Annotated in this window: 29 protein-coding genes; 13 read left to right on the top strand and 16 right to left on the bottom strand. The window is 71.0% G+C overall.

From position 1 onward, the window contains the following. Window positions 1–101: 101 nt before the first annotated feature. Window positions 102–734, top strand: coding sequence for a TetR/AcrR family transcriptional regulator (locus ACZ7OH_RS01545; protein WP_470279082.1), 633 nt, complete (start codon window positions 102–104; stop codon window positions 732–734). Here the strand turns inward: ACZ7OH_RS01545 and ACZ7OH_RS01540 are convergent. Continuing rightward, window positions 731–925, bottom strand: a complete 195-nt coding sequence (locus ACZ7OH_RS01540; protein WP_470279081.1) for a hypothetical protein — start codon at window positions 923–925, stop codon at window positions 731–733. The two genes, ACZ7OH_RS01545 and ACZ7OH_RS01540, sit on opposite strands and share 4 nt — an antisense overlap. Before the next feature lie 367 nt (window positions 926–1,292). Between ACZ7OH_RS01540 and ACZ7OH_RS01535 the strand changes: the two genes are divergently transcribed. Then, window positions 1,293–2,099, top strand: coding sequence for a hypothetical protein (locus tag ACZ7OH_RS01535; RefSeq protein ID WP_470279560.1), 807 nt, complete (start codon window positions 1,293–1,295; stop codon window positions 2,097–2,099). 4 nt (window positions 2,100–2,103) lie between these two features. Here ACZ7OH_RS01535 and ACZ7OH_RS01530 read toward each other — a convergent pair whose 3' ends face one another. Next, the gene (locus ACZ7OH_RS01530; RefSeq protein WP_470279080.1) at window positions 2,104–3,831 is read right to left on the bottom strand and encodes a hypothetical protein; all 1,728 of its coding nucleotides are present in this window, start codon (window positions 3,829–3,831) and stop codon (window positions 2,104–2,106) included. Between the two features lie 336 nt (window positions 3,832–4,167). On the opposite strand from ACZ7OH_RS01530, the gene shbA (ACZ7OH_RS01525) reads away from it, so the two are divergent. Next, on the top strand, window positions 4,168–4,797 hold the full coding sequence (gene shbA / locus ACZ7OH_RS01525; RefSeq protein ID WP_470279559.1) for an RNA polymerase sigma factor ShbA: 630 nt from the start codon (window positions 4,168–4,170) through the stop codon (window positions 4,795–4,797). Between the two features lie 3 nt (window positions 4,798–4,800). Here shbA (ACZ7OH_RS01525) and ACZ7OH_RS01520 read toward each other — a convergent pair whose 3' ends face one another. Both ACZ7OH_RS01520 and shbA (ACZ7OH_RS01515) read right to left on the bottom strand, forming a co-directional pair. Further along, window positions 4,801–5,103, bottom strand: coding sequence for a cupin domain-containing protein (locus ACZ7OH_RS01520; RefSeq protein ID WP_400893693.1), 303 nt, complete (start codon window positions 5,101–5,103; stop codon window positions 4,801–4,803). Between the two features lie 15 nt (window positions 5,104–5,118). Next, complete coding sequence (gene shbA, locus ACZ7OH_RS01515; RefSeq protein WP_470279079.1) at window positions 5,119–5,631, bottom strand: RNA polymerase sigma factor ShbA; 513 nt, start codon at window positions 5,629–5,631, stop codon at window positions 5,119–5,121. Window positions 5,632–5,786: 155 nt separating this feature from the next. Between shbA (ACZ7OH_RS01515) and ACZ7OH_RS01510 the strand changes: the two genes are divergently transcribed. After that, the gene (locus ACZ7OH_RS01510; protein WP_470279078.1) at window positions 5,787–6,146 is read left to right on the top strand and encodes a VOC family protein; all 360 of its coding nucleotides are present in this window, start codon (window positions 5,787–5,789) and stop codon (window positions 6,144–6,146) included. Window positions 6,147–6,229: 83 nt separating this feature from the next. Here ACZ7OH_RS01510 and ACZ7OH_RS01505 read toward each other — a convergent pair whose 3' ends face one another. Next, on the bottom strand, window positions 6,230–6,595 hold the full coding sequence (locus ACZ7OH_RS01505) for an RNA-binding S4 domain-containing protein (RefSeq protein WP_470279077.1): 366 nt from the start codon (window positions 6,593–6,595) through the stop codon (window positions 6,230–6,232). Between the two features lie 224 nt (window positions 6,596–6,819). Between ACZ7OH_RS01505 and ACZ7OH_RS01500 the strand changes: the two genes are divergently transcribed. After that, the gene (locus ACZ7OH_RS01500) at window positions 6,820–8,343 is read left to right on the top strand and encodes a GMC oxidoreductase (protein WP_470279076.1); all 1,524 of its coding nucleotides are present in this window, start codon (window positions 6,820–6,822) and stop codon (window positions 8,341–8,343) included. Window positions 8,344–8,373: 30 nt separating this feature from the next. Here the strand turns inward: ACZ7OH_RS01500 and ACZ7OH_RS01495 are convergent, their stop codons facing one another. Together ACZ7OH_RS01495 and ACZ7OH_RS01490 are read right to left on the bottom strand one after the other, a co-directional pair. Continuing rightward, the gene (locus ACZ7OH_RS01495; RefSeq protein WP_470279075.1) at window positions 8,374–8,859 is read right to left on the bottom strand and encodes a carboxymuconolactone decarboxylase family protein; all 486 of its coding nucleotides are present in this window, start codon (window positions 8,857–8,859) and stop codon (window positions 8,374–8,376) included. Beyond that, window positions 8,856–9,932 (bottom strand): NAD(P)H-dependent amine dehydrogenase family protein, encoded by a 1,077-nt coding sequence (locus ACZ7OH_RS01490; protein WP_470279074.1) that lies wholly within the window; start codon window positions 9,930–9,932, stop codon window positions 8,856–8,858. The genes ACZ7OH_RS01495 and ACZ7OH_RS01490 overlap by 4 nt, the downstream gene beginning before the upstream one ends. A 116-nt stretch (window positions 9,933–10,048) precedes the next feature. Between ACZ7OH_RS01490 and ilvD the strand changes: the two genes are divergently transcribed. Then, the gene (ilvD, locus tag ACZ7OH_RS01485; RefSeq protein ID WP_470279073.1) at window positions 10,049–11,740 is read left to right on the top strand and encodes a dihydroxy-acid dehydratase; all 1,692 of its coding nucleotides are present in this window, start codon (window positions 10,049–10,051) and stop codon (window positions 11,738–11,740) included. On the opposite strand, the gene ACZ7OH_RS01480 is transcribed toward ilvD, so the two are convergent. Together ACZ7OH_RS01480 and ACZ7OH_RS01475 are read right to left on the bottom strand one after the other, a co-directional pair. Beyond that, window positions 11,719–13,080 (bottom strand): class I adenylate-forming enzyme family protein, encoded by a 1,362-nt coding sequence (locus tag ACZ7OH_RS01480; protein ID WP_470279072.1) that lies wholly within the window; start codon window positions 13,078–13,080, stop codon window positions 11,719–11,721. The genes ilvD and ACZ7OH_RS01480 overlap by 22 nt on opposite strands. A gap of 14 nt (window positions 13,081–13,094) precedes the next feature. Next, window positions 13,095–13,508: an SsgA family sporulation/cell division regulator gene (locus tag ACZ7OH_RS01475; protein WP_400893678.1), complete on the bottom strand. Its 414-nt coding sequence runs from the start codon at window positions 13,506–13,508 to the stop codon at window positions 13,095–13,097. A 447-nt stretch (window positions 13,509–13,955) separates the two neighbouring features. Here ACZ7OH_RS01475 and sigK point away from each other — a divergent pair, with 447 nt between their 5' ends. The 4 genes from sigK (at window position 13,956) to ACZ7OH_RS01455 (ending at window position 17,579) form a co-directional block, all read left to right on the top strand. Then, window positions 13,956–14,552 (top strand): ECF RNA polymerase sigma factor SigK, encoded by a 597-nt coding sequence (gene sigK, locus ACZ7OH_RS01470; RefSeq protein ID WP_470279071.1) that lies wholly within the window; start codon window positions 13,956–13,958, stop codon window positions 14,550–14,552. Next, the gene (locus ACZ7OH_RS01465) at window positions 14,549–15,229 is read left to right on the top strand and encodes an anti-sigma factor (protein WP_470279070.1); all 681 of its coding nucleotides are present in this window, start codon (window positions 14,549–14,551) and stop codon (window positions 15,227–15,229) included. Before sigK ends, ACZ7OH_RS01465 begins: the two co-directional genes overlap by 4 nt. An 18-nt stretch (window positions 15,230–15,247) precedes the next feature. Further along, a complete protein-coding gene (locus ACZ7OH_RS01460) occupies window positions 15,248–16,804 on the top strand; it encodes a molybdopterin-dependent oxidoreductase (RefSeq protein ID WP_470279069.1) in 1,557 nt (518 codons plus the stop codon). A 94-nt stretch (window positions 16,805–16,898) separates the two neighbouring features. After that, the gene (locus ACZ7OH_RS01455) at window positions 16,899–17,579 is read left to right on the top strand and encodes a fasciclin domain-containing protein (RefSeq protein ID WP_400893670.1); all 681 of its coding nucleotides are present in this window, start codon (window positions 16,899–16,901) and stop codon (window positions 17,577–17,579) included. 1 nt (window position 17,580) lies between these two features. Here the strand turns inward: ACZ7OH_RS01455 and ACZ7OH_RS01450 are convergent, their stop codons facing one another. Next, window positions 17,581–18,579, bottom strand: coding sequence for an LLM class flavin-dependent oxidoreductase (locus ACZ7OH_RS01450; RefSeq protein ID WP_470279067.1), 999 nt, complete (start codon window positions 18,577–18,579; stop codon window positions 17,581–17,583). 45 nt (window positions 18,580–18,624) lie between these two features. Continuing rightward, window positions 18,625–19,284 (bottom strand): TetR/AcrR family transcriptional regulator C-terminal domain-containing protein, encoded by a 660-nt coding sequence (locus ACZ7OH_RS01445; protein ID WP_470279066.1) that lies wholly within the window; start codon window positions 19,282–19,284, stop codon window positions 18,625–18,627. A gap of 90 nt (window positions 19,285–19,374) precedes the next feature. Here ACZ7OH_RS01445 and ACZ7OH_RS01440 point away from each other — a divergent pair, with 90 nt between their 5' ends. Further along, window positions 19,375–20,355 carry an NAD(P)-dependent alcohol dehydrogenase gene (locus ACZ7OH_RS01440; RefSeq protein WP_470279065.1) on the top strand — a complete coding sequence of 327 codons (981 nt, stop codon included), beginning with the start codon at window positions 19,375–19,377 and terminating at the stop codon, window positions 20,353–20,355. A 4-nt stretch (window positions 20,356–20,359) separates the two neighbouring features. Here ACZ7OH_RS01440 and bdeA read toward each other — a convergent pair whose 3' ends face one another. Both bdeA and ACZ7OH_RS01430 read right to left on the bottom strand, forming a co-directional pair. Then, a complete protein-coding gene (gene bdeA / locus ACZ7OH_RS01435) occupies window positions 20,360–21,289 on the bottom strand; it encodes a bis(hydroxyethyl) terephthalate hydrolase (protein WP_470279064.1) in 930 nt (309 codons plus the stop codon). 581 nt (window positions 21,290–21,870) lie between these two features. Beyond that, window positions 21,871–22,470, bottom strand: a complete 600-nt coding sequence (locus ACZ7OH_RS01430; RefSeq protein WP_470279063.1) for a QsdR family transcriptional regulator — start codon at window positions 22,468–22,470, stop codon at window positions 21,871–21,873. 84 nt (window positions 22,471–22,554) lie between these two features. Here ACZ7OH_RS01430 and ACZ7OH_RS01425 point away from each other — a divergent pair, with 84 nt between their 5' ends. Next, a complete protein-coding gene (locus ACZ7OH_RS01425; RefSeq protein ID WP_470279558.1) occupies window positions 22,555–23,178 on the top strand; it encodes a DsbA family oxidoreductase in 624 nt (207 codons plus the stop codon). Here ACZ7OH_RS01425 and ACZ7OH_RS01420 read toward each other — a convergent pair. The 3 genes from ACZ7OH_RS01420 to ACZ7OH_RS01410 all read right to left on the bottom strand — a co-directional run bounded on the left by ACZ7OH_RS01420 (window position 23,156) and on the right by ACZ7OH_RS01410 (window position 25,027). After that, the gene (locus ACZ7OH_RS01420) at window positions 23,156–23,338 is read right to left on the bottom strand and encodes a hypothetical protein (RefSeq protein ID WP_160701928.1); all 183 of its coding nucleotides are present in this window, start codon (window positions 23,336–23,338) and stop codon (window positions 23,156–23,158) included. The two genes, ACZ7OH_RS01425 and ACZ7OH_RS01420, sit on opposite strands and share 23 nt — an antisense overlap. Window positions 23,339–23,460: 122 nt before the next feature. Further along, entirely contained in the window at window positions 23,461–23,910 is a 450-nt protein-coding gene (locus tag ACZ7OH_RS01415) for a hypothetical protein (RefSeq protein WP_470279062.1), read from the bottom strand. Between the two features lie 130 nt (window positions 23,911–24,040). Next, a complete protein-coding gene (locus ACZ7OH_RS01410) occupies window positions 24,041–25,027 on the bottom strand; it encodes a LacI family DNA-binding transcriptional regulator (RefSeq protein ID WP_470279061.1) in 987 nt (328 codons plus the stop codon). 135 nt (window positions 25,028–25,162) lie between these two features. On the opposite strand from ACZ7OH_RS01410, the gene ACZ7OH_RS01405 reads away from it, so the two are divergent. After that, a complete protein-coding gene (locus tag ACZ7OH_RS01405; protein ID WP_470279060.1) occupies window positions 25,163–26,092 on the top strand; it encodes a carbohydrate ABC transporter permease in 930 nt (309 codons plus the stop codon).

Below are 26,092 nucleotides of genomic sequence, written 5' to 3'. Positions count from 1 at the left end.
CCTACGCCGGCGGACGTACGGCGAGAACTGGCGCGGTAAAGCAGCTGGTCAACGGCCCGATAGAATGAAACCGGCAGCCCACGACGTGACGGACGGTGCAGGTGACAGAGGCGAAGGAGCGGACCCGCGACCGGATCTCGCGCCGCGGGGTGGACAAGTTCGCCGACCGCCGGGCCCAGCTGGCCGAGTCGGCGCTGCAGACCCTGGCCGAGCTCGGCTACGCGCGCACCAGCCTGCGGGAGATCGCGCAGGACTCGGAGTTCTCGCACGGCGTCCTGCACTACTACTTCGCCGACAAGGTCGACCTGCTGACCCACTGCGTGCGCCGGTTCGAGGAAGTGTGCGTCACGCGGTACGACGAGATCGTGGCCCGCGCGCGGACGGCGGCGGAGCTGGAGCGCGACTTCGCGGTGGCGATGGCCGCGACGCTGCGCGCGGACGCCAAGATGCACCGGCTCTGGTACGACCTGCGCAACCAGAGCCTGTTCGAGGAGTCCTTCCGCGCCGACGTGCTCGAGATCGACCGGCGCCGCGAAGAGATGATCGACCACGTCGTCGCGCGCTACGCCGAACTGGCGTCGGTGCCGGCGAGCGTGCCGCGGTCCGTCGCGTACGCGCTGTTCGACGGCCTGTTCCAGCAGGCCCTGCTCCGGTACCTGGCCGGCGGTGAGGACGCCGCGGCCGAGCTCGAACGGGCGGTCCCGGCCGTCCTGGCGCGCGTCGTGGCGGCCTAGGGGTCCAGGCGCTGGTGCGGCGTCCGCGGCGCCGGCACGACGAACGCGATCACCGTCGCGACCACCCCCACGAACAGGGACAGGTGCGCGGCGGCCGGCACGGCGCTGATCAGGAACAGCCGCAGCGACCCCGAGATCAGCAGGCGCCACACCTTCGGGTTCATGATCAACAAGTACCCGGGTCCACCCACGGCCACTCCATGATCACCCGCCGGGGTGGCGCGTGGGCGTTCGACGTTTTCGACGCGCCGGCGTTCGGCCGCCGGGTGAGGGCCGGTGCTTTTCCGCGCGAAATCGGTGAAGCCCGCCAAGAATGCGGCGGATAACGATCCGTTTGCCGCCGCTTGATCGACTGGACATCGGCGTCGGCGCTGACGAATATTGATGCCCGGCGGGAAGGGCGAGGGAGGAACGGTGGACCTCAGTGCGGCGGACGTGGTCGGTGAGTTGAAGGTTCTGCGCAAAGGGCGGGGAATTTTCACCACACCGCTCGCGGATCGCGTCGGTCCCGCTTTGCGCGCCACCTGTGGCATTTTGGAAGATGACGACTCGGTGGAGATGCGGCGTAAACTCACCGACCGATTGCGGCCGCTCGTCGAGTCGTTGCCCGACGACCTGAAGATCGCTCTGCGGGCGGCGTTCGCGCTGGACGAGCGAGCCCGAAAACCGTTCTACCAGGAACGGGTGCATTGGGCGGCGATCACGCTCGACCGCGACGACCGGACGGTCCGGCGCCGGATCGACGAAGGAATCGAGCAGGTCGCGGCAATGGCCGTCGCGGCGGGCGGACCGGATCCGCGGCCGCGCTATCCGAGCCGCAGTTGGCACACCGAAGAACTGCGCGTGACGCTCGCACTCGACCAGCCGGTGGCCGAGGCGTTCGAATTCCGCCGGGTCGTCGCCGACGCCGACGAAATCGCCGAGCTCGACCTGGCCTTGACGCTCACCGCGGGCGCCGAATCCGGTGATTCGGTGCGCGAGTCGGATCTGGAGGTCGACGTGTTCCACGGCGGCGCGCTCGCCGGCCGCGCGATGGAGTCGAGTGACCGGATCGGGCTGGCGTTGCGGCTGCCGGAGCCGCTGCGGCGCGGTGAGCGGCACGACATCGGGCTGCGGTTCCGGGCGAACATGCGCCAGCCGCACTACATCTGCGTCCCGCGGCGCCCGTGCGACCTGTTCGACCTGCACGTCCGCTTCGGCGACCGGGTGCCGGCAAGGATCATCCTGCTGGAGAAGGCGTTCCAGAACGACACGCGATCACCGCGCGGCGAAGAGCTGAAGCCCGACGCGGCGGGCGAGGTCCACGTCCGGTTCCGCCACCTCGCGCCGGGCTTCGCGTACGGGATCCGCTGGCAGAACGAGTGAGGGGTCAGGGGGCGTCCCGGCCGGCTTCGGCGAGGTAGAGGGCTTGAGCGACGACGGACGCGGCGGCTTGGTGCCCGCCGGCCAGGGCCCGACGCGCGTGGGCGAGGGCTTCGGCGACGAGCCCGCAAGCGAGTTCGACCCGGGCCGCGGCGCCGAAGTCGGCGGGGGTGGCTTCGCCGCTCGAGAGGATGGCGGCGTGGATCTCGCCGGCGGTGGCGGGGTCGCCGTGGGTTTCGTGCGCGGCCGCGACGGGCCGAAGCAGGGCGACCCGGTGGGCTGGGCTGTGTTCGGCGAGCACGCGGGCGTGCTGGATGAGGTACGTGTGGGTGACTGCGCTCGGGCGGCCGCCGGATGCGGCTGCGTTGGGTTGGGCCTGCGCAGACCTGGTGGGTGCCTGCTCGGCGGCGCTTGCGCGGCCAGGAGCGGATTCGCCCGCGCCAGCCGGTCCAGCGGCGCTCCCGTGCTCCAGCGTCGAGGCGTCAGCCGGTCCAACCGCGCTCGGGCGGCCGGTTGAGCCACTGGCCAACCCCCTCAACACCGCCTCCGCAGCTCCACCGGCGGCCGGCTCCCCGAAGATCCGGCAGGCCACCTCCACCGCCAGCCCCTGAAGCCGCAATCCACCCGCCACCCGCCACGCGAACCCCCGCGCGACCAGCTCCTCCACCGCCCCCTCGAACTCCGCACCCGCCACCGCGCAACGCGCCACCTCGACCGGGATCGGCGCCGGCGCCAGCACCGATCCCAGCCGCATCAGCTGGCACGCCGACCGGCCCAGCCGGAGGAGCACCTCGCGGATCGCGTGCGGTGCCGTGTCCGGCAGCTCCTCCGGCGACGGCGCCGGCAACGGCTCCGGCCGGCTCAGCCGCAGGAGCACCTCGCGGATCGCATGCGGGGCCGTGTCCGGCAGCTCCGACGGCGACGAACCCGCCCGCTCCCGCAGCAGGAACGCCGCCGCCCGGAGGGTCATCGGGTGGCCGTCGCAGCGGGCGATGAACTCCGCCCCCGACGGCAGCAGCCGCAGACCCTCGGAAAGCGTCAGCCCCGGCACCTCCACCGTCGCCCCGGGCCAGTGGGCCGCTCGGCTCGTCAGCAGCGTGCGGACCGCCCTCGCCGGCAGCAGCACCCGGTCCAGCTCGCCCGGTGGCACCCCCGCCGGGACGTCGTCGACCAGCACCAGCACCCGCGCACCCGCCGCGTCGATGCGGGCCGCCAGCCGCTTGCGCAACCGGTCGAACCCGTCCTCCACCGTCCCCGCGGCCGCCGCCAGCGCGAGGTGGAACTGGGGCAGGAAGTCGTCCGGGGCGAGGTGGCCGAACGGGCCCGTCCGCAGCACCCGGGCGCCGAACCGGCCGGCCAGGCACGCGTACTGCTCGGCCAGCACCGTCTTGCCGGCGCCCGGCAGGCCGCGGACCAGGACCGCCCGCCGCGCGACGAGTTCACGGTGGACAGTCCACAGCAGCGGAAAACCGAGACCGCCGGCGGCCCTTTCGCGCACCCGCCGGACGAGGTCCGGCAGCGGTTCTCCCGGAACGAGCGTCAGCACGCGGTCCGAGAAAATACCCTCCGAATGCTCGGCGAGCAGCACGCGGGACGCCGCCAGCTCCGGCGCGATCATGTCGAAATCGTCGATGGACGTACTCCGGAAAACGCGCAGCCCCGCGGCGCGCAGCCCGGTTTCCACGCTGCCGGACGCCTCGGGACACAGGAAGACGTCGAACCGGTCGGCGGTCAATGGGTGATCATGGCTTCGGTTCCCGGGAGGTCGGATTCGGTCACGCGCCAAGGATCGGATCGGCCGGTCGTTTCGCTACGCGCGGCAGGATCTGTCCACTAATTGTCCCGCCCGGCGGGCATGACCGCCGGGTAAGCCCGGTGGGCCGTTTGTGGTTAACGGACAATATCTGGACAAGAACCACACCCTTGCAACGTTGCTGGTCAGCGCCTCGATTACTCCGATTGTCGGACCGGGAACCGAGGACAGCGGACACGGGCCAGTGTGGTCCATTGTGGACGACGGGTACCCGGTGGCGGTCCGGTGGACGATGCGAGGAGGGAACCCGTGGACACCATGATGGCGGAGACGGCGGTCGACGGCTACGTCGTGCTCGAGGAGCTGCCGCGCCCGGACGGGAAGCTGACGACTGAGCAGCTCGACCCGTTCGTGGCGGCGGCCCGCACCGGCGACGCGGACGCCGTCCAAGCGCTGCTGCGCCTGATCAAGCCGACGGTCGTGCGCTACTGCCGCGCCCGGATCGGCGGGCGCGACCTGTCCTACCTGTCGGCCGACGACGTCGCGCAGGAGGTGTGCCTGGCCGTGCTGAAGGTGCTGCCCGGCTACCAGGACCGCGGCGGCTCGTTCCTCTACCTCGTGCGCGCCATCGCCGCGAACAAGGTCGCCGACGCGTTCCGCTCGGTGGCGCGGGACCGGTCGAAGCCCGTGCCGGAGCTGCCGGACCGGCCGCTCGGCGGCAACGAGCCGGAGACCCACGTGCTCGACCTCGACCTCGGCGCCCGGCTGGGCAAGCTCATGGCGTCGCTGCCGCCGCTGCACCAGGAGATCCTGTCGCTGCGGATCGTCGTCGGCCTGTCGGCGAACGAGACGGCGGAGGCGCTGGGCATCTCCGCCGGCAACGTCCGCATCACGCAGTACCGCGCGCTGACGAAGCTGCGCGGCATGATCGGCGAGGGCGGGTTCTGAGCGTCACTCCAGCCATTCGGTGATGAAGTGGTCGCTTTCGTGGATGTGCACGGCCTCGTAGACACCGGGGCCGAGCACGGCGAACTTGTGCGGCGTGCCGGCCGGGACGACCAGCACGTCCCCGGCGCCGCCGTCGCGTTCGGCGTCGCCGACGGTGAACCGGGCCCGCCCCCGGATGATCACGAACGTCTCGGTGTAGGGGTGCCGGTGCAGGCGCGGCCCGGAGCCGACGACGTCGCTGCTTTCGCGGATGACGGAGATCCCGGACCCGACATCGCGTCCTTCGAAGTTCTCGCTGTCGCTCACAAAACCAGCGTAGCTCTAACCGCCGACCAGTTTCCGCAGCTGGCTGAGTGCCCGGTGCTGCGCCACCCGCACCGCGCCCGGGGTCGACCCCACCACCTCCGCCGTCTCCTCGGCCGACAGCCCGACCGCCACCCGCAGCACGACGATCTCCCGCTGCTTCTCCGGCAGCACCTGCAGCAGCTTCGCCATCCGTTCGCCCAGCTCGCGGCGCAGGGCGTAGTGCTCGGGATCCAGCGACGCGTCGACCTCCTCGGGCAGCTCCGCCACCGGCTCGTCCCACTGCCGGGCCGCCGCCTTGCGGGCCGCCGCGACCTTGTGGCGGGCGATGCCGCACACGAAGTTCGGGAACGGCCGGTCCGGGGGCCGGCCGGGCAGGGCCTTCAGCAGGGCGACGCACACGTCCTGGGCGACGTCGTCGGCCGAGCGCCAAGCGTCGGGCCGCGCGCCGAGACGGGCTCGGCAGTAGCGCACCACCAGTGGCCGGGCTGCGGCGAGCAGGCGGTCCGGGGCTTCTTCCGCGGTTGTCATCGTTCCCCTCCATCCGGCGGGGGGACTACCCGTTTTCGCCCGGAACCGACCCGCGCCGGGCGAAGTCCCCGTTATCCGCGGCGAATCCCCGCGCGCGACGGCGATAACTAGGTCATCACGCGGAATGACCATCGGCCGGGTGGCACCCTGGGGGCATGACCTTCGGACTGCACCACGTCCAGCTCGCCATCGAGCCGGGCAGCGAGGACCGCTGCCGCGCGTTCTACGTCGGCGTGCTCGGCCTGACCGAGATCCCGAAGCCGCCCGCGCTCGCCGGTCGCGGCGGGCTCTGGCTGCGGACCGGCGGCCTCGAACTCCACCTCGGCGTCGAAGAGGACTTCCGCCCGGCCCGCAAGGCCCACCCGGGCATCCTCGTCGACGACCTCGACGCGCTGGCCGACCGGCTGCGGCGGCACGGCGCCGACGTCGACTGGGACGACGGCTTCCCCGGCCACCGCCGCTTCTACACCCACGACTGCCTGGGCAACCGGCTGGAGTTCCTCAGTCCCGCGTAACCCTCGCGCATTCATCGGCCCGGCCGAATCACTTCGGTCTTGTTGCGATCGTCCCATTTCGGAAATGGTTCGATCGCAACAAATCAGAACTCCTGCTGCCGGAATGCGTCCAGCACGCGGCGCTCCCTTTTGGTCGGACGCCCCGCGCCGCGGTCGCGCCGGGCGACCGGGATCGCGGTTTCCGGCGGCGGCTTCGGCGTCCGGTCCACGTAGCACGTCACCGCGTCCGGCGCGCCCACGCGTTTCTGGATCACCCGTACCACGTCGAGGATCCTGGTCGTCCCGCCGACGCGCAGGCGGACTTCGTCGCCCGGCACGACGGTCGTCGCGGGCTTGGCCGGCTTGTCGTTGACGCGCACGTGCCCGCCCCGGCACGCGGCCGCGGCGTCCGGACGCGTCTTCGTCAGCCGGACCGCCCAGAGCCAGCGGTCCACTCGGGTCGACTCCACAGTCGTCCATCATGGCCCATTCAGCGGAATCCTCGCGCAACCCGGGGAGGTTACTCGCGGGTATATGTCGACTTGTCTGCACTGCTGAGTTATAACCTGTTCTAATATACCTCAACGGTGAGGACTATCACATGCGCGACGAATCCGTATGGAGAACGGCTTCTGGGCAAGTTTCCCGTCGTCTTTTCATCGCTGGAACTGGTTCTATCTTGGCGGCCGCGGCTGTGGGGAGCCGGGCGGCCGCCGCCACCATCGCCGACGCCGCGCGCGTGCCCGCCTTGGTGATCGGGTCGGGCTACGGCGGCTCGGTCGCGGCCCTGCGCCTGGCCCAGGCCGGCGTCGACGTCCAGCTCGTCGAAATGGGCATGGCCTGGGACACGCCCGGCTCGGACGGCAAGATCTTCGCGAACACGACCAGCCCGGACCAGCGCTCGTTCTGGTTGCGCACCAGGACGAAGCAGCCGCTGTCCAACTTCCTCGGGTTCCCGATCGACAAGGACATCCCGAAGTACACCGGCATCCTCGACGCGGAGGAGTTCGGCGGGATCATCGTGTACCAGGGCCGCGGCGTCGGCGGCGGTTCACTCGTCAACGGCGGCATGGCCGTCACGCCCAAGCGGGAGAACTTCGGCGCGATCCTCCCGACGGTCGACGCCGACGAGATGTACGGCACCTACTACCCGCGCGCCAACGCCGGGCTCGGCGTCGGCCTGGTCGACCCCACCTGGTTCGACTCCGCCGAGTGCTACCAGTACGCGCGCGTCGGCCGGAAGCAGGCGCAGCGGTCCGGGTTCCCGTTCGTCTTCGTCCCGGACGTCTACGACTGGAACTACATGCAGCAGGAGCAGGCCAACACCGTGCCGCGGTCGGCGCTGGCCGGGGAAATCCTGTACGGCAACAACTACGGCAAGAAGTCCCTGCAGAAGACGTACCTGCCGCAGATCAAGGCGACCGGCCGGGTGACCATCTCGCCGCTGCACCGGGTGACGTCGGTGACGCCCGCGGCCGGCGGCGGGTACGCGGTGACGCTCGAGCAGCTGAACACCTCGGGCGCGGTGATCGCGACCAAGGGCGTCACCGCGGACAAGGTGTTCTTCGCCGCGGGCAGCGTCGGCACGAGCAAGCTGCTCGTCAAGCTGAAGGCCACCGGCGCTCTGCCCAACCTCAACGGCGAGGTCGGGAAGGGCTGGGGCGACAACGGGAACGTGATGGTCGGGCGGGCCAACCAGATCTGGGACCCGACCGGCAGCCTGCAGTCGTCCATCCCCTGCGGCGGCATCGACAACTGGGCCGCGGGCGGCGCGTTCGCCGAGGTGGCGCCGCTGCCGACCGGGATCGAGACGTGGGCGTCGTTCTACCTGTCGATCACGAAGAACCCGAACCGGGCCCAGTTCACCTACAACCCGGCGACGGGGAACGTCGACCTCAACTGGCAGACGGCGTGGAAGCAGCCGGGGATCGACATGGCGAAGACCATCTTCGACAAGATCAACGCGAAGGAGGGCACGATCTACCGCACGGACCTGTTCGGCGTGTACAAGATCTGGGGCGACCACCTGACGTACCACCCGCTCGGCGGCGCGGTGCTCGGCAAGGCGACCGACAACTACGGCCGCCTGGCCGGCTACCCGGGCCTGTACGCGATCGACGGCTCGCTGATCCCGGGCAACACGAGCGTGAACCCGTTCGTGACGATCACGGCGCTGGCCGAGCGCAACATCGAGAAGATCATCGCCACGGACTTCTGACCCGCGGGTCGTGAGGGGCGGATCCGCCCCTCACGACCGGTGGGACGGCAGGACGCAGACGGTGTCCAGGCCCAGGACGTGGTTGAGGCGCCCGAAAGCCAGCCACGAACCCAGGCTCATGCTCAGCTCGACGATCTCCTTCTGCGTGTAGTGCTCCGACATCCGCTTCCAGAACTCGTCGTCCAGGTTGTGGTGGTCGGTCGCGTACCGCTCGGCGTACTCCGCCGCGAGCCGCGTGCGCTCGTCGAAGAGCTCGGTGGTGCGCCACTCCGCGACGGCGTCCGCGAACTCCGGCTCGACCTTGACGCCGTCGCGCTCGGTGCGCCAGTCCAGGCAGAAGACGCACCCGTTGATCTGCGCGATCCGCAGCCGCGCGGCCTCGAACTCCCGCAGTCCCAGCGTGGTGTGCGAGTACACCGCCAGCGAGAACTGCGACGCGGCGATCCCGATGCCGGGCACCATCTCGCCCCACACGTACCCGATCGGGTCCTTGCCCTCGGGGATGTCGATGTTCACGAGCGCCTCCTTCCGAGCTTGCCGGCTGCCGGGCGCAGCGGGACGTCGAGTGCGTCGTAGAGACCGGGTTCCGCCTCGGCCAGCCAGTCGATCGCGCCGACGAGCCGGCCGACGGCGGTGGCGTTGCCGCCCGCCGAACGGTTTTCGCCCTCGTCGCTCGCTTCGACGCTGACCTCGATGCGCGGCCGGCCTTCGATGATCACGCGGTGGGCGCCGTCGCCGCTGGGCGGCGTCGGCCAGTCCGGCGCGCACGACGGGTGGATGCGCGTCACGTGCTCGATGACGATCCGCGGTTCGCCGCCGACGATGCCCAGCACCTCGAACCGGACCGCGCCCTGCGTGCCCTGCTCGAAGTCGCCCATCGTCCGCGTCGAGACGGTTTCCTCGAGCGGACGCCGTTGCAGCGTCTCGCGGAGTTCTTCGACCTCGACGCCGAGGCCACGCGCGATCAGCCGGACCTGCCCGCCCCAGACCATCGACGGCACGCCGGTCATCAGCATCGGCGGGTCGTAGTCCATCGGCTGGCCCATGCCGACCAGGTACCGGACGGAGTCGGGCTGCTCGTAGGTCGAGTAGTCGAAGATCTCCTGGCAGCGGATGACGTCGACGTCCGTGCCGAGCCCGCTGATCAGCAGCGGCAGCACGTCGTTGCCCCAGCCGGGGTCGACGCCGGAGACGAACAGCGAGCCGCCGCCGTCCTTGATCGCCGCGAGCACCGGGTCGCGCAGTTCCGGAGGCGCGTTGCGCTGGTCGTAGAGCGGGTAGAGCGCCGGCGTGACGACGACCGCGCCCGTCCCGACCGCGCGGACGATGTCGGCGAGCGCGTCGTCGAACCGGACGTCCCCCGAAGCGGCGTAGACGACGGCTCGCGGGCTCGCGGCCAGCACGGCGTCGATGTCGTCCGTCGCGGCGACACCGAGGTCCCCGACGCCCGCCAGCGCGCCCGCGTCCTTGCCGACCTTCGCCGGGTCGTGGACGAGCACGGCGGTGAGTTCCAGCGCCGGATGGGCGTCGACGGCCCGGATTGCCGCACGGCCGACGTTGCCCGTGCCCCACACCACCGTGGCGATCATTTCGCCGAGTTTTCGCCGGTTCGCCCGGGTCCGGGAAGGGATTCGTTCCGGCCAGCGGACCGCGCCGGGCCGAGTAGGCTGCAGTGCGTCCGAACGTCGTACCGGAGGGCCCCGCGATGACGATCGATCCGAAACCCCGCAGCCGCACGGTGACCGACGGGATCGAGGCCGCGCCCGCCCGCGGCATGCTCCGCGCCGTCGGGATGGGGGACGGCGACTGGCGCAAGCCGATCATCGGCGTCGCCAGCTCGTGGAACGAGATCACGCCGTGCAACCTGTCCCTCGACCGGCTGGCGCAAGCGTCGAAGGAAGGCGTGCACGCGGCCGGCGGCTACCCGCTGCAGTTCGGCACGATCTCCGTCTCCGACGGCATTTCGATGGGCCACGACGGCATGCACTTCTCGCTCGTGTCCCGCGAGGTCATCGCCGACTCCGTCGAGACGGTCATGCAGGCGGAGCGGCTCGACGGCTCGGTGCTGCTGGCCGGCTGCGACAAGTCCCTGCCGGGCATGCTGATGGCGGCCGCCCGGCTCGATCTCGCGTCGGTGTTCCTCTACGCGGGCACGATCGCCCCCGGCTGGGTGAAGCTCACCGACGGCACCGAGAAGGACGTCAGCATCATCGACGCCTTCGAGGCGGTGGGCGCGTGCCGGGCCGGCCGGCTCGGGACCGCCGACCTGGACCGCATCGAACGGGCCATCTGCCCTGGTGAGGGCGCCTGCGGCGGAATGTATACCGCGAATACGATGGCGTCGGCGGCCGAGGCGATGGGGATGAGCATGCCGGGATCGGCCGCGCCGCCGTCCGCGGACCGCCGTCGCGACCACTACGCGCACCTTTCGGGTGAAGCCGTCGTCGGGCTGCTCGAACGCGGCATCACCGCCCGCGACATCCTGACGCGCGAGGCGTTCGAGAACGCGATCACCGTCGTCATGGCGCTCGGCGGCTCGACCAACGCCGTGCTGCACCTGCTGGCGATCGCGCACGAGGCGAAGGTCGAGCTGACCCTCGACGACTTCAACCGCGTCGGCGACCGCGTCCCGCACCTGGGCGACCTCAAGCCGTTCGGCAAGTACGTCATGCAGGACATCGACCGCCACGGCGGCATCCCGGTGCTGATGAAGGCGCTCCTGGACGAGGGGCTCCTCCACGGCGACGCGCTGACCGTCACCGGCCGGACCGTCGCCGAGAACCTCGCCGAACTCGACCCCGACCCGATCGACGGCGAGGTCCTGCGGAGGCTGGACAACCCGCTGCATCCGACCGGCGGCATCACGATCCTGCGCGGGTCGCTCGCGCCCGAAGGCGCGGTCGTGAAGTCGGCGGGCTTCGACACGGCCAACTTCGAAGGCCCGGCCCGCGTGTTCGAGCGCGAGCAGGAGGCGATGGCGGCGCTGAACGAGGGCCGGATCTCCGCCGGCGACGTCGTCGTCATCCGCTACGAAGGGCCCAAGGGCGGCCCGGGCATGCGCGAGATGCTCGCGATCACCGCGGCGATCAAGGGCGCCGGGCTGGGTCGCGACGTCCTGCTCTTGACCGACGGGCGGTTCTCCGGCGGGACGACGGGGCTGTGCATCGGCCACGTGGCGCCCGAGGCGGTCGACGGCGGCCCGATCGCGTTCATCCGCGACGGCGACCGGATCGCCGTCGACATCAAGGGCCGCAGCATGGACCTGCTGGTCGACGCCGCCGAGCTGGCCCGTCGCAGGGAAGGCTGGGAGCCGCTGCCGAACAAGTTCCCGGACGGGGTGCTCGGCAAGTACGCGAAGCTGGTCCGGTCGTCGTCCTACGGCGCCGTCACGAGCTGAGCGAGCGCGCGTTTGTCGACCTTGCCGACGTCGGTGAGGGGGAGTGCGGCGACGAAGTCCACTTTCGCCGGGACGTAGTGGTCTTGGTCGAAGATGGCTTTGGCGTGCGCTTTCAGGTCATCCTCGGTCACTTCGCCGGTGGTGACGACGACGGCGTGCAGCAGGTCGCCCTGGCCGAACACGGCCGCGCTCCGGACCGCCGGGTGCGTCTCCAGCGCGTGCTCGACGACGGTCGTGGGGACCTTGGTGCCGTGCTCGCCGGTCACGACGACGTCGTCGGCGCGGTCGAGCAGGTAGAGGTAGCCGTCGTCGTCGAAGCGGCCGAGGTCGCCGGTGCGCAGCCAGCCGGCGCCGACGTCCGGGCCGCCGAGGTAACCGTCCATCATGGACAGTCCGCGCACCTCGACTTCGCCGTCGGTGGTGATGCGGGCTTCCATGCCGGGCACGACCCGGCCGACCGAGCTTCGCAGCCCGGGGCGCGCGATCAGTTCGGCGGCGGAGATGCTCGCGATCATCGGCGCTTCGGTGAGGCCGTAGCCCTGGCCGACGACCGGGCCGAAGACGTCGAGGGCCTGGGCGAGCCGGTGCGGCGGCAGCGGCGCGGCGCCGAGGGACAGCGAGCGGACGCTGCTGAGGTCGGTGTTCTTCCGTCCGGGGTGATCGAGGACGGCGGCCAGGCGCGGCGGCGTCAGGGAGAGCGTGTCGATCCGGTGTTCCTGGATCGCGTCGAGGACGGCGCCTGCGTCGAAACCGTCGTGGATGACGACGGTGTCGCGCCGGAGCAGCGTGCCGAGGACGGTGGCGTTGCCGGTCATGTGCGTCATGGGCGCGACGAGCAGTGTGCGGCCGGGGGCGTCCGGGTTCGGCGTGAAGATGTGCGCCATGCCGTCGTAGATGCCGCTGTGGCGGATGAGCTTGGGGGTGCCGGTGGTGCCGCCGGTGGGGAAGAGGAGGTGCACGGTCTCCGGCAGGTCCAGCGGTTCGGGGTCGCCGTCGAGGTCGTCGGGGGTCCTGGTGTCGGCGCCGGGCCAGTCGTGGGGGCGATCGGTGACGACGGTGGCGCCTGCGGCCGCGGCGAGCCGGTCTCGCGTCGGCGCCGAGGCCGGGACCATGAGCGCGGTCGCGCCGCGCAGGAGGGCCGCGAGCTGGACGAGGACGGTCTCGGGCCGGTTCCGCAGGTCGACGGCGACGGTTCCCGTTTGGCGGAGGCCGCCGTGCAGCCGGCGGAGGCGGTCGCGGGCCTGGTGGTAGGTGGTGACGCCGTCCCGGTCGTCGTGGAAGAGGGGGCGGTCACCGCCGTCCTCGAGCGCGGCGAGGACCTTCGTCAGGAAGAAGCTCACCGCGTGGACGGTACTCAGTCCTGGTAGGAGAGCTTCGCGAGTTCCTGGTCGAAGTCGAACCAGCCGGTCTCGCCGCCGGCGGGGATGACCTCGTAGGTCCGGTCGAGGAAGGCGGCGACGTCCTTGGCGGGCGCTTCGAGCACGGCGGCGCCGTCGGGGGAGGTCAGCTCCACGACGATCAGGGCGGGATCGCCGGCCGGCCCGACGCGGACGTCACCATCGCCGCAGCGGGCGAGCAGGCCATCGGCGAGGAGGTCCCGCCCGAAGAGCCACCGGACGGCGCTCGGGCCGGCGTGCAGCACCACGGCGACCGCATAGGGGTCGCGGGTGTCGTACTCCAGCTCGGCGGGCACCGGCCGCGGCCCGGCGCCGAAGGTGCGCAGGGCGAAGTCGATGCTGGCGCTGGTCACGCTGTGCGGGTCGGCCATCGGGGCTGCCTTTGCTACTCGTCGGTTAACTTCGTCTTGTTCCAGGGATAACCCATGGTGAGTTCAACGCCCAGCGTTCCGAAAAACTTTCACACTCTGGGGTGATCAAGAAGTGTGCGTGGTCACCGTCGGCGTGGCCGAACGGGCAGATTTCTCACGCTGGGTGATTGGGCGATCTGGAGTGGCTGTATAAGTGAAGTAACTCAACTTTCGCAGCCGATGCAGGTCTGAGGTCACTGCGCGACATCCCCGGCCAACTCCCCACGAGACCGCCCGACCCCCGGCGAACCGACCTCGACACCAGACTTTCGGAGCCCGCCCACCCCTGGATGGGTCCCACCCCCCGAGTTGCACCGTCCGGGTGGGAAGCCTCACTGCACACCAGTCCGCTCGACCTCCCAGCCGCGAACGCCCCACACAACCAGGGTGAGGCGGAGGGTGCCGGGCATGGGTGAGCGTGGGCGGCTGCGGCTGCAACCGGACGGAGCGCCGGTGCCCGCGGCGAACGCCGAAGAACTGCTGCGGCGTGTCGCGGCGGGAGACGAACCCGCTTTCGCGGCGCTGTACGACGTCATCGCCGGTCCGGTGCTCGGACTGGTGACTCGCGTGCTGCGCAACCACGCCCAGGCCGAAGAAGTGGCGCAGGAGGTGCTGGTGGAGGTGTGGCGCAAAGCCGCTCGTTACGTCCCGGACCGGGGGAGCGCGCTGTCGTGGGTGCTGACCATCGCCCACCGCCGGGCCGTCGACCGCGTGCGGTCGCACCAAGCCGTGCTCGACCGGGAGGACAAAGCCGGCCGGATGGATGTGCGGCGCCCCTTCGACGAGGTCACCGAGTCCACTTTGGCCACGCTCGACCAGCAGCGCGTCCGGCAGTGCCTGGCGCAGCTGACCGATCTCCAGCGCGAGTCGATCGTGCTGGCGTACTACAACGGCTACACCTATCCCGAGGTCGCCGAGGTGCTGAAAGTGGCACCCGGGACCGTCAAGACCCGCATCCGGGACGGTCTGATCCGGCTGCGTGACTGCCTGGGGGTGGATCGATGACCGCCGAGCTGCACACGCTGACCGGGGCCTACGCGCTGGACGCACTGTCCGATGTGGAGCGCGCCGGGTTCGAACGGCACCTCGGCCAGTGCGCGGCGTGCCGCCAGGAAGTGGCCGAGCTGCGCGCGACCGGCGCGCGGCTGGGAGCGGCCGCGTCGGTGACGCCGCCGGCCGAACTGAGGTTGCTGGTGCTGGCCGACGTCGCCCGCACGCGGCAGCTGCCGCCGCGGATCCCGGTCCAGCGGGGTGGAGAACCCAAGCGCGGCAAGGTTTTCCGGCTGCGCTTGGCGCTGGCCGGGGCCGCCGCGGCGGCCGTCGTCGCGGTCGGCGTGGGGGTCGTCACCTCGACTCCGCCGGCTCCCGTCGACTCCGTGCTGTCCGCGTCCGACGCCTCGGCGATCCAGGGCACCGGCGAGGGACACGCGACGCTGGTCGTCTCGCGTAGCCGCAACCAGGCCGTGCTGCTCGCCTCGGACCTCCCCGCGCTCGACGCCGGCCACGTCTACCAGGTGTGGCTCATCCGCGCCGGCGAAGCGCACTCGGCCGGGCTCCTGCAGCCGCGGATGCTGATGTCCGACATCCCGCCCGGCACCGACCGGATCGGCATCACCGTCGAGCCCGCGGGCGGGTCCGCGGGCCCGACGACCCCGGCCGTCACCCGGATTTCCCTTGCCTAGCGATCGGATGCGCACGCGATGAGCACCTCCACGGCCGAACGGCCATCTCCGACGGCACCCGCGCCGAAGCTCCGCTGGTGGGTCGCCGCCCTCCTGGGTGTCCTGGCGCTCGCGGCCGCGCTGGCGGCGGGCCACCTCGTCGCCGGGTTCGTCGGCGTCAACGCGTCGCCCTACCTGGCGGTCGGCAACGGCGCGATCGACCTGACGCCGGTGCAGCTCAAGGACTTCGCGGTCCGCACCTTCGGCACGTACGACAAGCTCGTGCTGCTCTCCGGCATGGCCGTCGTCATGGTGCTGGCCGCGGCGGTCGCGGGGCTCGCCTCCCGGCGCACGCCGTGGCCGGGGCTCGTCGTGGTCACCGGGTTCGGCCTCCTCGGCATGGTCGCGGTGTACGCGCGTCCCGACCTCTCCACCGTCGCCCTGCTCGCCCCGCTGGCCAGCCTGGTCGCCGGCGTCGCGACGTTCGCCTTCCTGCACCGGGCGGCCCGGCGCGACGTCGTGGCCGACTCCTCGCGCCGGACGGTGTTGCTGGCCGGCGCCGGCGTGGTCGTCGGCGCGGGCGTCGCGGGCCTCGGCGGGCAGCTCCTCGCCGGCACCCGGGACGCGGCGTCGTCGCGCGCCGCCGTCGGGCGGCTGGTCCCGGTCCGCACCGCGCCGATGATCCCGGCCGACGCCGACTTCGCGAAACTGGGCACGCCGACGTTCGTCACCCGCAACGCCGACTTCTACCGCGTGGACACCGCGCTGTCGGTCCCGCAGGTCCGGACCGAGGACTGGAGCCTGCGCCTGCACGGCATGGTCGACCGCGAACTCCGCTACCGCTACGGCGACATCCGCAATCGGCCGCTGGTCGAACGCACCATCACGATGACGTGCGTCTCCAACGAGGTCGGCGGCACCTACGTGTCCACGGCGAACTTCATCGGCGTCGACCTGGCGGACCTCCTCGAGGAGGCCGGGGTCCGGCCCGGGGCCGAGCAGCTCTATTCGTCCAGTGTGGACGGCTGGACGTCCGGCAGTCCGGTCGCCGCGGCGACGGACCGCGAGCGCGGCGCCATGCTCGCCATCGGGATGAACGGGGAACCGCTGCCGATCGAACACGGATTCCCGGCGCGGCTCGTGATTCCGGGGTTGTACGGTTACGTGTCGGCGACGAAATGGGTCACCGATCTCGAAGTGACGACGTGGCAAGCCCGTCAGGCCTATTGGCTGAAACGAGGCTGGAGCCGCGAAGCGCCGATCAAGACGGAATCGCGGATCGACACGCCGAAGGGTTTCGAAACCGTGCCGTCGGGAAAGGTGCGCGTCGCCGGCATCGCGTGGGCGCAGCACACCGGCGTCGAGAAGGTCGAGGTGCGCCTCGACGACGGCCCGTGGCGCGAAGCCATGGTCTCACACGAGGTGAACCTCAACACCTGGCGCATGTGGTGGATCGAGTTCGACGCCGCGTCCGGCGGCCACCAGGTCGTCTGCCGGGCGACCGACAAAAGCGGGTACACGCAGACGGACATGCGCGCCGGAACCGTGCCCGACGGAGCCACCGGGTGGCACAGCATCAATTTCACCGCCCGGTGACCTGCATCACTCGATCGGGTGCCAATCCGCTTTCCGAGTAGTTCCGAATGCCGAGTAAGAAGAAGTTCACAGCCGCTTTTTTGGAGTGATTTTCGTGACCAAGCTTCGTGTCGCCGGAATCGGTTTCGCCGCCGTGGCCGCGCTTTCGCTGACCGCGTGCAGCGGCAGCGACACCGCTTCCTCCGGGAGCTCCAGCAGTGCCCCGGCCCCCGCGCCGTCGTCGTCGATGGCCGCGCCGTCGTCTTCCGCCGACTCCGCCGCGTCCAACGGCGTGACGACCAACGCCGACGTCTTCGGCCCCGCCTGTTCGCAGCTGCCGCAGGGTTCCGCGCCCGGTTCGCTGGACTCGATGGGCCCGCAGCCGGTCGCTTCGGCCGCGTCGACGAACCCGCTGCTGACCAAGCTGGTGGCGGCGGTCAAGGCCACCAACCTGGTCGACACCCTCAACAGCCAGCAGGCCATCACCGTGTTCGCGCCGGCCGACCCGGCCTTCGCCGCGCTGGGCGACGCGAAGTTCAACGAGCTGGCGGGCAAGCCGGCCGAGCTGGCGCCGATCCTGCAGTACCACGTCGTCGGCAAGCGCTACGACGCCAAGGGCCTCGCGGCCGCCGGCACGCTGGACTCGCTGAACACCGCGGGCGGGCCGCTGAAGATCGAGGGCTCGGGCGACAACCTGACCGTCAACGGCGCGAAGATCCTGTGCGGCAACATCCCCACGAAGAACGCCACGGTCTTCGTGATCGACAAGGTGCTGACCCCGGGCACCAACAAGTAAGTCAGCTCTTCCGGCCGAGCTCCGGGCCCAGGCGTTCCGCGATGTCGGTGAGGATCTGCACGTAGTCTTCGTGTTCGAAGGTGAACGGCAGGGCGAAAGCCACCTCGTCGACCTCGCGGAACGCCGCGTGCGCGTGCAGGCGCTCGGCGATTTCGGCAGAGCTGCCGACGTAGTCGGGGGAGAACAGCATCCGCGCCGGGCCCTGCGGTACCGCGGTGCGCGGCAGCCGTTTCTCGGCGTAGGCCTCGTACTTCGCGCGCTGTTCCGGCGTCGCCGTGTCGGTCGGGATGACGACCAGGCCCTGCGAGATGCGCCCGGCCGGGTGGTGCTCGCGGAAGGTCCGGATGTGCGAAAGCTGGATCTCGGCGAAGTCCGTGCTCTCGCCTTCGGCCTTGACCACGCTGCTGGTCAGGAAGTTCATCGCGTGCTTGCCCGCCCACTCCGCCGAACGCAGGCTCGCGCCGCCGTACCACAGGCGCTCGCCGAGCCCGGGTGACTGCGGCTGGACGCGGTCGGAGAAGACCTCGAAGCCCTCGGTGCCGCTGAACCCGGTGGCCGGCTCGCCGCGCACGAAGTCCAGCAGCCGCCGCACGCGCTCGTAGGAGAAATCCTCGGCGTCCGCGGTGTCCGGGTAGAGGGCGCGCTTGACCTCGTCGTAGCGCATCGGCGGCCCGACGCTGATCCCCGGGTTGAGCCGGCCCCCGGAAAGCAAGTCGACGGTGGCGAGGTCCTCGGCGAGCCGCAGCGGGTTCTCCCAGCCGAGCGGGATGACGGCGGTGCCGAGCTCGATCCGTTCGGTGCGCTGCGACGCCGCGGCCAGCACGGCGACGGGTGATGAGATGCCGTGCTGCAGGTGCCGGTGCCGCAACCAGGCGCTGTCGAACCCCAGCCGCTCACCGAGCTCGATGATCTCCAGGGTCGACTCGTGCCCGCGCCGCGGGTCGGCGGGGTCGAAGAGGCCGATGGTCAGGAAGCCGAGCTTCCGCAGTGGTCGCGACACACCGCCGATTCTGCTCCGCCGGGCGGCGGTGTCCCACGTGCTGGACTACCGGTCCCGCAGCAGGTCCAAGCCGGCGAGGATGAGGTCCAGCCCGAACTCGAACTCCGCCTGGTCGTCGCACCAGCCCAGCGTCGAGTCCGGGTCGTCGTGGGCGATTTCGCTCAGCATCCCGACCAGGTTCGGCAGCTGCGCCGCCAGGTCCGCCGGGATCTCCGCCGACGCGCCCGCGTTCGGGTCGAACACCTCGTGGCTGAACCCCAGGGCCCGGCTGCCGAGCGCGTGCAGGGCGTGGTGGATCCGGTCGTGCGAGAACCCGCCGTCGCGCATCACGCCGACCAGGCCGTCGTAGTACTTCAGCACCGCGAGGCTCGTCGACGACCGCGTCTCGAACAGGGGCGGGGCCCAGCGGTGGCGGAGGAACACCTGACGGGCCGCGAGGATGCGCCGGCGGGCCGTCCGCCGCCAGTCCGGACCGGGTTCCAGCCGGGCGACGGCTTCGTTGATCTCCTGCGCGACGACGTCGACGATGCCGTCGAGCACGTCGTCCTTCTTGGCCACGTGGTAGTAGAGCGACATCGCCTCGGCGCCGAGCTCCTCCGCGAGGCGGCGCATCGTCACCGCGCGCAGACCGTGCTCGTCGGCGAGCGCGACGGCCGTTCGCAGCACGCGCTGCCGGCTCAGCGGGATCCGCGCGTCGGTGGTCACGCCGAAGATCGTACAACGTAAGGCTCCTTGACCCCGCGTCCGGACCGCCGCTACCGTACAACGTACGACTTACAACGTAAGGGAGGCGCTGTGAAGGCTCTCGTTCAGCGTGTGTACGGCCCGGCGGAGACTCTGACCTGGGAAGACGTGCCCGACCCCGTCCCCGCGGACGGTGAGGTGCTGGTCCGCGTGCACGCCACGTCGGTCAACCCGTACGACTGGCACTTCATGAGAGGCGAGCCGTACGTCGCGAGACTCATGACGGGCGGGTTCGGTCTGCGCCGCCCGCCGGTGGGCGTCCTCGGCTGCGACCTGGCCGGCCGGGTGGAGACCGTCGGGCGGCGGTTTTCGCCGGGGGACGACGTCTACGCGTTGCTGCCGCGCGGGGCGTACGCGGAGTACGTCTGCGTAAGTGAGGACCTGCTGGCACCCATGCCCGCGAACCTCACCCACGAGCAGGCGGCGGCAATGCCGATGGCGGCCGTCACCGCGTGGGTCGCGCTGGAGGGAGTGTCTGCCGGGCAGCGCGTGCTCGTCAACGGCGCTTCGGGCGGCGTCGGCACCTTCGCCGTCCAGCTCGCGAAGGCGCTCGGGGCGGAGGTCGACGCGGTGTGCGGCGCGGCGAACGCGGACCTCGTGCGATCCCTCGGGGCGTCGCACGTGGTCGACTACCGGTCTGCCGACTTCACCCGCACCGGACGGCGGTACGACGTCGTGCTGGACATCGCCGGCGGCCGATCGCTCTTCGGCTGCCGCCGGGTGCTGGAGCGTTCGGGCCGGTTCGTCGCGGTGGGCGGGCCCGCGGGGCGCTGGCTGCAGCCGGCCGGGCATGTCTTCGCCGCGCTGGCCGCCGGGCCGTTCGCGCGGCGGCGGGTGGTGCTCGCGGACGCGGTCGCTTGCCCGGACAAGAAGGCGGTCCTGGGCGAGCTGGCCGCGTTGGTGGAGCGGGGTGCGGTCACGCCGGTGATCGACCGGAGCTACCCGTTCGACGACCTGCGCACCGCGATCGCGTACCAGGAAGCCGGGCACGCCAGGGGCAAGGTGTCGGTCACCCTCGGCGTGTCCGGCTGACCGGTCAGCCGTTGTGCGGGCAGTTGCCCCGGTAGTCCGAAATGGACAGGTCGGGGCTCGGGATCGGGCAGAGGAACTGTTCGTAGCGGGTGTCGTTGTCGATGAACCGCTTGAGCCAGGCCAGGGTGTACTTCGCGATCGTCGTGTTCGGCGAGTTGGGGGCGAAGTGGCTGGCGCCGCGCAGTTCGAGGTACGCCTTGTCCAAAGAGGACGGCAGGCTGGTGTAGAACGGGATCGAGTGCGTGGCCACCGGGGCGACGGTGTCCGCCTGCGCGCCGACGACGAGTGTCGGCACCTGCAGGGTCGACCAGTTCTTGGTCAGGTCCCAGCCGGTCAGCGGGATCGCGGCCTGCAGCGACGGCCGGGAGCGCGCCGCCTCGAGCGTGCCGCCGCCGCCCATCGAGTGCCCGACCACGCCGAGCCTGCTGCTGTCGATGCGGGACCGGACGCTGCTCTGCTGGGTGAGGTAGTCGAGCGAGGCCAGCAGCTGCCGGCCCCGGCTGTCGGGCTGGTCGCTGGTGGTCAGCGTGTCGATGGTGAACACGACGAACCCCTGCGACGCGAGCCGCGGGCCCAGCCAGGCGATGCTCGACTGGAGCGCGGTGAAGCCGGGCGCGATCGAGATCGCCCCGAACGTGCCGGCGGTCGTGGTGGTGGGGTAGTAGATGGTCCCGCCGCCGAAACCCGAAACGGCCAGCCGCGACACGGTGACGGTGCTGGTGGCGAAGCTGCCAAGGCTCGCTTCGATGCTGGCGGTGGTCGGGTCGGGCCCCCGTTCGTAGGGGTTGTCGGCGGCGGGCGCCGGCGAGGCGACGACGGTGGTGACCGTCAAGGCGGCCACGAGGACCCCGGCGGCCTTGGCCCGCCAGGAGCGGCGGCGGGAAATTTTCTCACCCGAGCCAGACGACGTCGGCGGGCTGGTGAGTACGGACATGGATCGCTCTCTTTCCCCGGGCAGGCGGAAGCGCGCCCGGACACGGAGGGGCGGATCGACAGAACCGTTGCACGGCAACGAAGGGCGTGCCGCGTGCGGGATGCGGGGTAACCGCTTTCCCGTCGCCTTATGAAACACTTCGGTCAAATGTTCCACAACACCCGAACGGGTGAGCGGCTGACCGACTGTGCGCTTGCTCAGCGATTCGGGGGTGGAAGGCACTCACGCCGGTGAGCAAAGTGGGCCGGCGGGGCCCCGGCTTCCGGCCGCCGTGGCGAGTTCGGCGGCGGTGGTTGCGCTGCGCCGCCGTGGCCGCTCCGGACGCGGCGGCTGCTCCGGATACGGCGGTCGCTCCGGGCGCGGGGGCTGCTCCGGTCCAGCGGCTGCTCGGGGTGCGTCGGCTGGTCGGGGCGCGGCGGTCGCTCTGGGCGTGGCGGCTGCTCCGGGTACGGCGGTCGCTCCGGGCGCGGCGGCCGCCCCGGGTAGGGCGGCTGCTCGGGGCGCGGCGCCGCTCCGGGTACGGCGGCCGCCGATCGGCCGCCGCATCGCGCAGGCGTGCGGCAGCGAAGCGGGCAACCGCGTCAGTGGGCCGCGGTCGGCTCCAAAGCTCCGCGCACCAACGTGTCCAGCAGCGTCGTCGCCACCTTCAAGTCCACCGTTCGCGCCGCCAGCACGTCCGAATACAAGAACGACTCACCTAGCCGCACTACCGCGAACGCCAAGTCCGGCAACCCCACCAGCGGCGTCAAACCCGCCGCCGACGCGTCCGCGCGGAACAGCTCCACGTGCGCGTCGACCAACGCCGGCTGGACCGCTCCGCGCGGGTCGGTCAGCACCCGCAACGCCACCGTCGACTCCGCCTCGATCAGCTTGCGCATGCCCTCGTTGCCCGCCACCTCGCGGCGGTACTCCTCCATCACCCACAGGCACCGCAGCCGTCCCTCGGGGTCGCGGACCGCGGCACCGTGGGCGGCGTGCCAGTGCTCCAGCGCCCGCTGCCACGTGCGGTCGGACAGCAACCGCAGCCCGGCGCCCATAAGGTCGTCGCGGTTGCCGACGCGGCGGAAGAACGTCGTGCGGGAGATCCCCAGCTCGGCCGCCATCCGGCCGAGGTCGAGGCGGGTTCCGGCGAACAGCAGCCGCGCCGCGTGGCGGACGATGTCGTCGGTCGAAACGGTCACCGGGCCACCCTATCCGCAGGTCGCGCTCGGTTACCTTGAAGTGCGTGCCACCGGCCGGGTTAGCTTGGTTTCGTGCGTGTTGACATCTGGTCCGATCTCGTGTGTCCCTGGTGCTACCTCGGCAAGCGCCGCTTCGAACGGGCGGTCGCCGAGCTCGGCGCCGACGTCGAGGTCGTGCACCACTCCTTCCAGCTCGACCCCTCGTTCCCGCGCGGGACGTCCCGGCCGACGCGCGAGGTGCTCGCCGAGAAGTACGGCCGGACGCTCGAAGAAGCCGACGCGATGGAAGCGCAGATGGAGCAGCGCGCGGCCGCCGACGGTCTCGAGTACCACCTCGACGGTGTCCACATGGGAAACACCGTCGACGGCCACCGCCTGGTCCACCTCGCGGCCGAGCACGGGCTGGCCGACACCGTCGTCGACCGGTTCTACCGCGCGCACTTCACCGAACGGCGGTCCCTGTTCGACCGCGAGTCGTTGGTGGAGCTGGCCGCCGAAGCCGGGCTCGACGCCGGCGACGCCCGCGCGGTGCTCGAGTCGGACGCCTACGAAGCCGAAGTCGCGTCGGACGGCGAAGAAGCCCGGGCGCTCGGCGCGACCGGGGTGCCGTTCTTCGTGATCGACCGGCGGTTCGGCGTCGCGGGCGCCCAGTCGCCCGAGGTGTTCGCCCAGGTGCTCCAGCGCGTCAGCGACGCCGCCGCCGGCTGAACCGCGACCGGTCCGTCGCGACGCCGGCCAGGTGCAGCGCGACGCACAGCAGCCCGGCGGTGGTCAGCGTCCCGGTCGTGACGACCGGCCCGAGGCCGAACCCGGCCAGTTCCATGAGCAGGGCCAGCCCGAAGAGGACGGCGGCGAGGATGGCGAGCATGACGGCCTCGTTTCTGCTGCGGTGCGGCCGAATGGTCCACACCACTGCGACGTTCGCGGGACCGGCAGTCCCGGCTTGGTGGCCGGTAATGCCCCGGCTTCCGCGCGGTGAAACGGAGTTCGTCACCGCACCGGCACGAAGCCGTCCGTGCTGAGGCCGGCGTGCGTGGACGCGCTGGTCCGGAAGCGACCCCGGACGACGCGGACGTAGGAACCGTCCAAGGGGAAGTCGAGCACGAGTTTCGCCCCGTCGGTCCCGCGCAGCAGGACTTCCCCGCGCAGGTTGCCGAGGAACTCGATGATGTCCCGCTCGATCTCGTCCGCGAACGCGCGTTGCTCGTCGCGCGAGATGTCGTACAGGTCGGTGTCGATGTCGTAGGTGACGCGCTTGCCGGTGGCCGGATCCCGCGCCTCGAACTCCAGCCCGAGCCAGCGCGGCTCGACGACCACAGTGGCCTGCCACGTCGACCCGGCCAGCCGCCAGCACGCCTCGTCGGCGACGATCGTCCACGTGGTGGTGGCCTGGAGGTCGCGGAGGAAGTCCCGAAGCCGGTCGCCCACTGCGGATGTCATGCCCTCACCAGTTCCGCCCGACCGAGCCTGCCTGACGGCGCCCGCCCGACCGAGCCCGCGGGGGCGCCCCCCGTCTTCTACTCTACCGGCAGGCACCGACAGTTCCGGACCGTCGCCGCGGGCCCGCAGGTCAAGCCGGGGGCGGGGCCGTGCTCGAACGGACGATCAGCTCCGTCGGCACCGACACCGGCTCGCCGGCCTCCGCGCCCGTCTCGATCTCCGCCAGCAGCGCCTCGACCGCGTGCCGGCCGACCGCCTCGAACGACTGGCGGATCGTCGTCAACGGGGGCCAGAAGTGGGCCGACTCCTCCATGTCGTCGAACCCCACCACGCTCACCTCGTCCGGCACCCGGCGGCCCGACTCGTGCAACGCCCGCAGCAACCCCAGCGCCATCTGGTCGTTGGCCGTGAACACCGCGGTCACCGACGGGTCGCGGGCCAACGCCAACCCGGCCTCGTAGCCCGACGACGGAGACCAGTCACCCGTCAGCACCGGCGGCACGAACGCACCCGCCAGCTCCAAAGTGGCCCGCCACGACTTGCGGCGCCGCTCGGCCGAGTACGACTGCGGGGGACCCGCGATGTGCCACACCGTCGCGTGCCCCAGCTCCAGCAGGTGGCGGGTCGCCGTGGCCGCGCCGTCGGCCTGGTCGGTGTCCACCACCGGGTAGTCGTAGCGGGCGCTCGAGTCGATCACCACCACCGGGAGCCCGTGCGGCAGCTCGATCTCGCTCTGGTCCAGCTGGTGCTGCTCGATCAGGATGATCACGCCGTCGACGGCCTGCTCGTTCAGCTTGCTGAACGCGCCCGTCACCTCGCCCTGCGTCGGCCGCGTCACCGGCATCAGGATGATCGAGAACCCCTCCGGCACGACCGCCGCCGCGATCGCGTCGAGCGTGCGGCTGTTGCCGAACGTCGGCAGCGCCGAAATGATCACGCCGATGCTGCGGAACTTGCCGTTGCGCAACGCCCGCGCCGCGCTGTTGGGCCGGTAGCCGATGCGGCGCATCGCGGCGAGGACGCGTTCGCGGGTGGCGTCATCGACGTTCGTCTTCCCGTTCGCCACCCGGGACACCGTCTGCCCCGACACGCCCGCCTCGCGGGCCACGTCCGCCATCGACGGTCCACGACGGGGGGATGCAGCCGGCACGAGTGTCTCCTCGGGAGTGTCCTGGACATGTTTACGTCAACACGTTACCCTTCGCCGCGAGAATGTTGACGTAAACATCGGCACGAAACTCCCGGAGGGACGATGACGTCCACAGCGGCACCGCCCGTCGCGGCCCCGGCTCGCCCGGCGCCCGCGGCCCGCCGCCCGCGGCGGAACTGGCGCGGCTGGCTCTTCGTCGCCCCCTTCATGCTGGTGTTCGCGCTGACCTTCGTCGCGCCGGTCGTCTACGCCTTCGTGCTCAGCCTCTTCCGCGACCAGGCTTTCTTCGGCGGCACGGTGTTCGTCGGCGGTGACAACTACGCGCAGGTGCTCGCCGACCCCAAGTTCTGGGAGGCTTTCCGGCGGGTGCTGGTGTTCCTCGCCGTGCAGGTGCCGATCATGCTGGTGCTCGCGCTGATCGCGGCGCTGGCGATCGACAGCGCCCGCCTGCACGCCGCCGGGTTCTTCCGGGTCGTCATCTTCCTGCCGTACGCCGTGCCGGCCGTGGTCGCCGCCCTGATGTGGGGCTTCATCTACGGTGACCACTTCGGACTGGCCGCCGACCTCAACCACCTGCTCGGCACCGACGCGATCAAGCCGCTGTCCCAGAACTGGCTGCTCGCCTCGATCGGCAACGTCGTCACCTGGGAGTTCGTCGGCTACAACATGCTGATCTTCTACTCCGCGCTCAAGGTGATTCCCCAGGAGCTGTTCGAAGCGGCCTCGATCGACGGCGCCGGCGCGTTCCGCACGATCCTGTCGGTCAAGCTCCCGGCGATCCGCGGGGCCATCGTGATCGCGACGATCTTCTCGATCATCGGCAGCTTCCAGCTGTTCAACGAGCCGAACATCATGCGCAACCTGGTGCCGAACGTGATCGGCACGTTCTACACGCCGAACATGTACGCCTACAACCTTTCCTTCGCGGGCCAGCAGTACAACTACTCCGCCGCGGTCGCGATCGTGATGGGCGTGATCACCGCGGTCATCGCCTACGTGGTGCAGCTGCGCGGCTCCCGGAAGGGGATGTGA

The sequence above is a fragment of the Amycolatopsis sp. NPDC114478 genome (assembly GCF_055633805.1).
The sequence above is the reverse complement of the archived record's forward strand: the minus strand, read 5'-3'. Positions and strand labels throughout refer to the sequence as shown.

Coding starts and splice junctions, on each gene's coding strand:
- ACZ7OH_RS01535 (WP_470279560.1), top strand. CDS start 1,293: ATGCGGCGTAAACTCACCGACCGATTGCGGCCGCTCGTCGAGTCGTTG.
- shbA (WP_470279559.1), top strand. CDS start 4,168: ATGATGGCGGAGACGGCGGTCGACGGCTACGTCGTGCTCGAGGAGCTG.
- shbA (WP_470279079.1), bottom strand. CDS start 5,631: ATGACAACCGCGGAAGAAGCCCCGGACCGCCTGCTCGCCGCAGCCCGG.
- ACZ7OH_RS01510 (WP_470279078.1), top strand. CDS start 5,787: ATGACCTTCGGACTGCACCACGTCCAGCTCGCCATCGAGCCGGGCAGC.
- ACZ7OH_RS01490 (WP_470279074.1), bottom strand. CDS start 9,932: ATGATCGCCACGGTGGTGTGGGGCACGGGCAACGTCGGCCGTGCGGCA.
- ilvD (WP_470279073.1), top strand. CDS start 10,049: ATGACGATCGATCCGAAACCCCGCAGCCGCACGGTGACCGACGGGATC.
- ACZ7OH_RS01475 (WP_400893678.1), bottom strand. CDS start 13,508: ATGGCCGACCCGCACAGCGTGACCAGCGCCAGCATCGACTTCGCCCTG.
- sigK (WP_470279071.1), top strand. CDS start 13,956: ATGGGTGAGCGTGGGCGGCTGCGGCTGCAACCGGACGGAGCGCCGGTG.
- ACZ7OH_RS01465 (WP_470279070.1), top strand. CDS start 14,549: ATGACCGCCGAGCTGCACACGCTGACCGGGGCCTACGCGCTGGACGCA.
- ACZ7OH_RS01460 (WP_470279069.1), top strand. CDS start 15,248: ATGAGCACCTCCACGGCCGAACGGCCATCTCCGACGGCACCCGCGCCG.
- bdeA (WP_470279064.1), bottom strand. CDS start 21,289: ATGTCCGTACTCACCAGCCCGCCGACGTCGTCTGGCTCGGGTGAGAAA.
- ACZ7OH_RS01420 (WP_160701928.1), bottom strand. CDS start 23,338: ATGCTCGCCATCCTCGCCGCCGTCCTCTTCGGGCTGGCCCTGCTCATG.
- ACZ7OH_RS01415 (WP_470279062.1), bottom strand. CDS start 23,910: ATGACATCCGCAGTGGGCGACCGGCTTCGGGACTTCCTCCGCGACCTC.
- ACZ7OH_RS01410 (WP_470279061.1), bottom strand. CDS start 25,027: ATGGCGGACGTGGCCCGCGAGGCGGGCGTGTCGGGGCAGACGGTGTCC.
- ACZ7OH_RS01405 (WP_470279060.1), top strand. CDS start 25,163: ATGACGTCCACAGCGGCACCGCCCGTCGCGGCCCCGGCTCGCCCGGCG.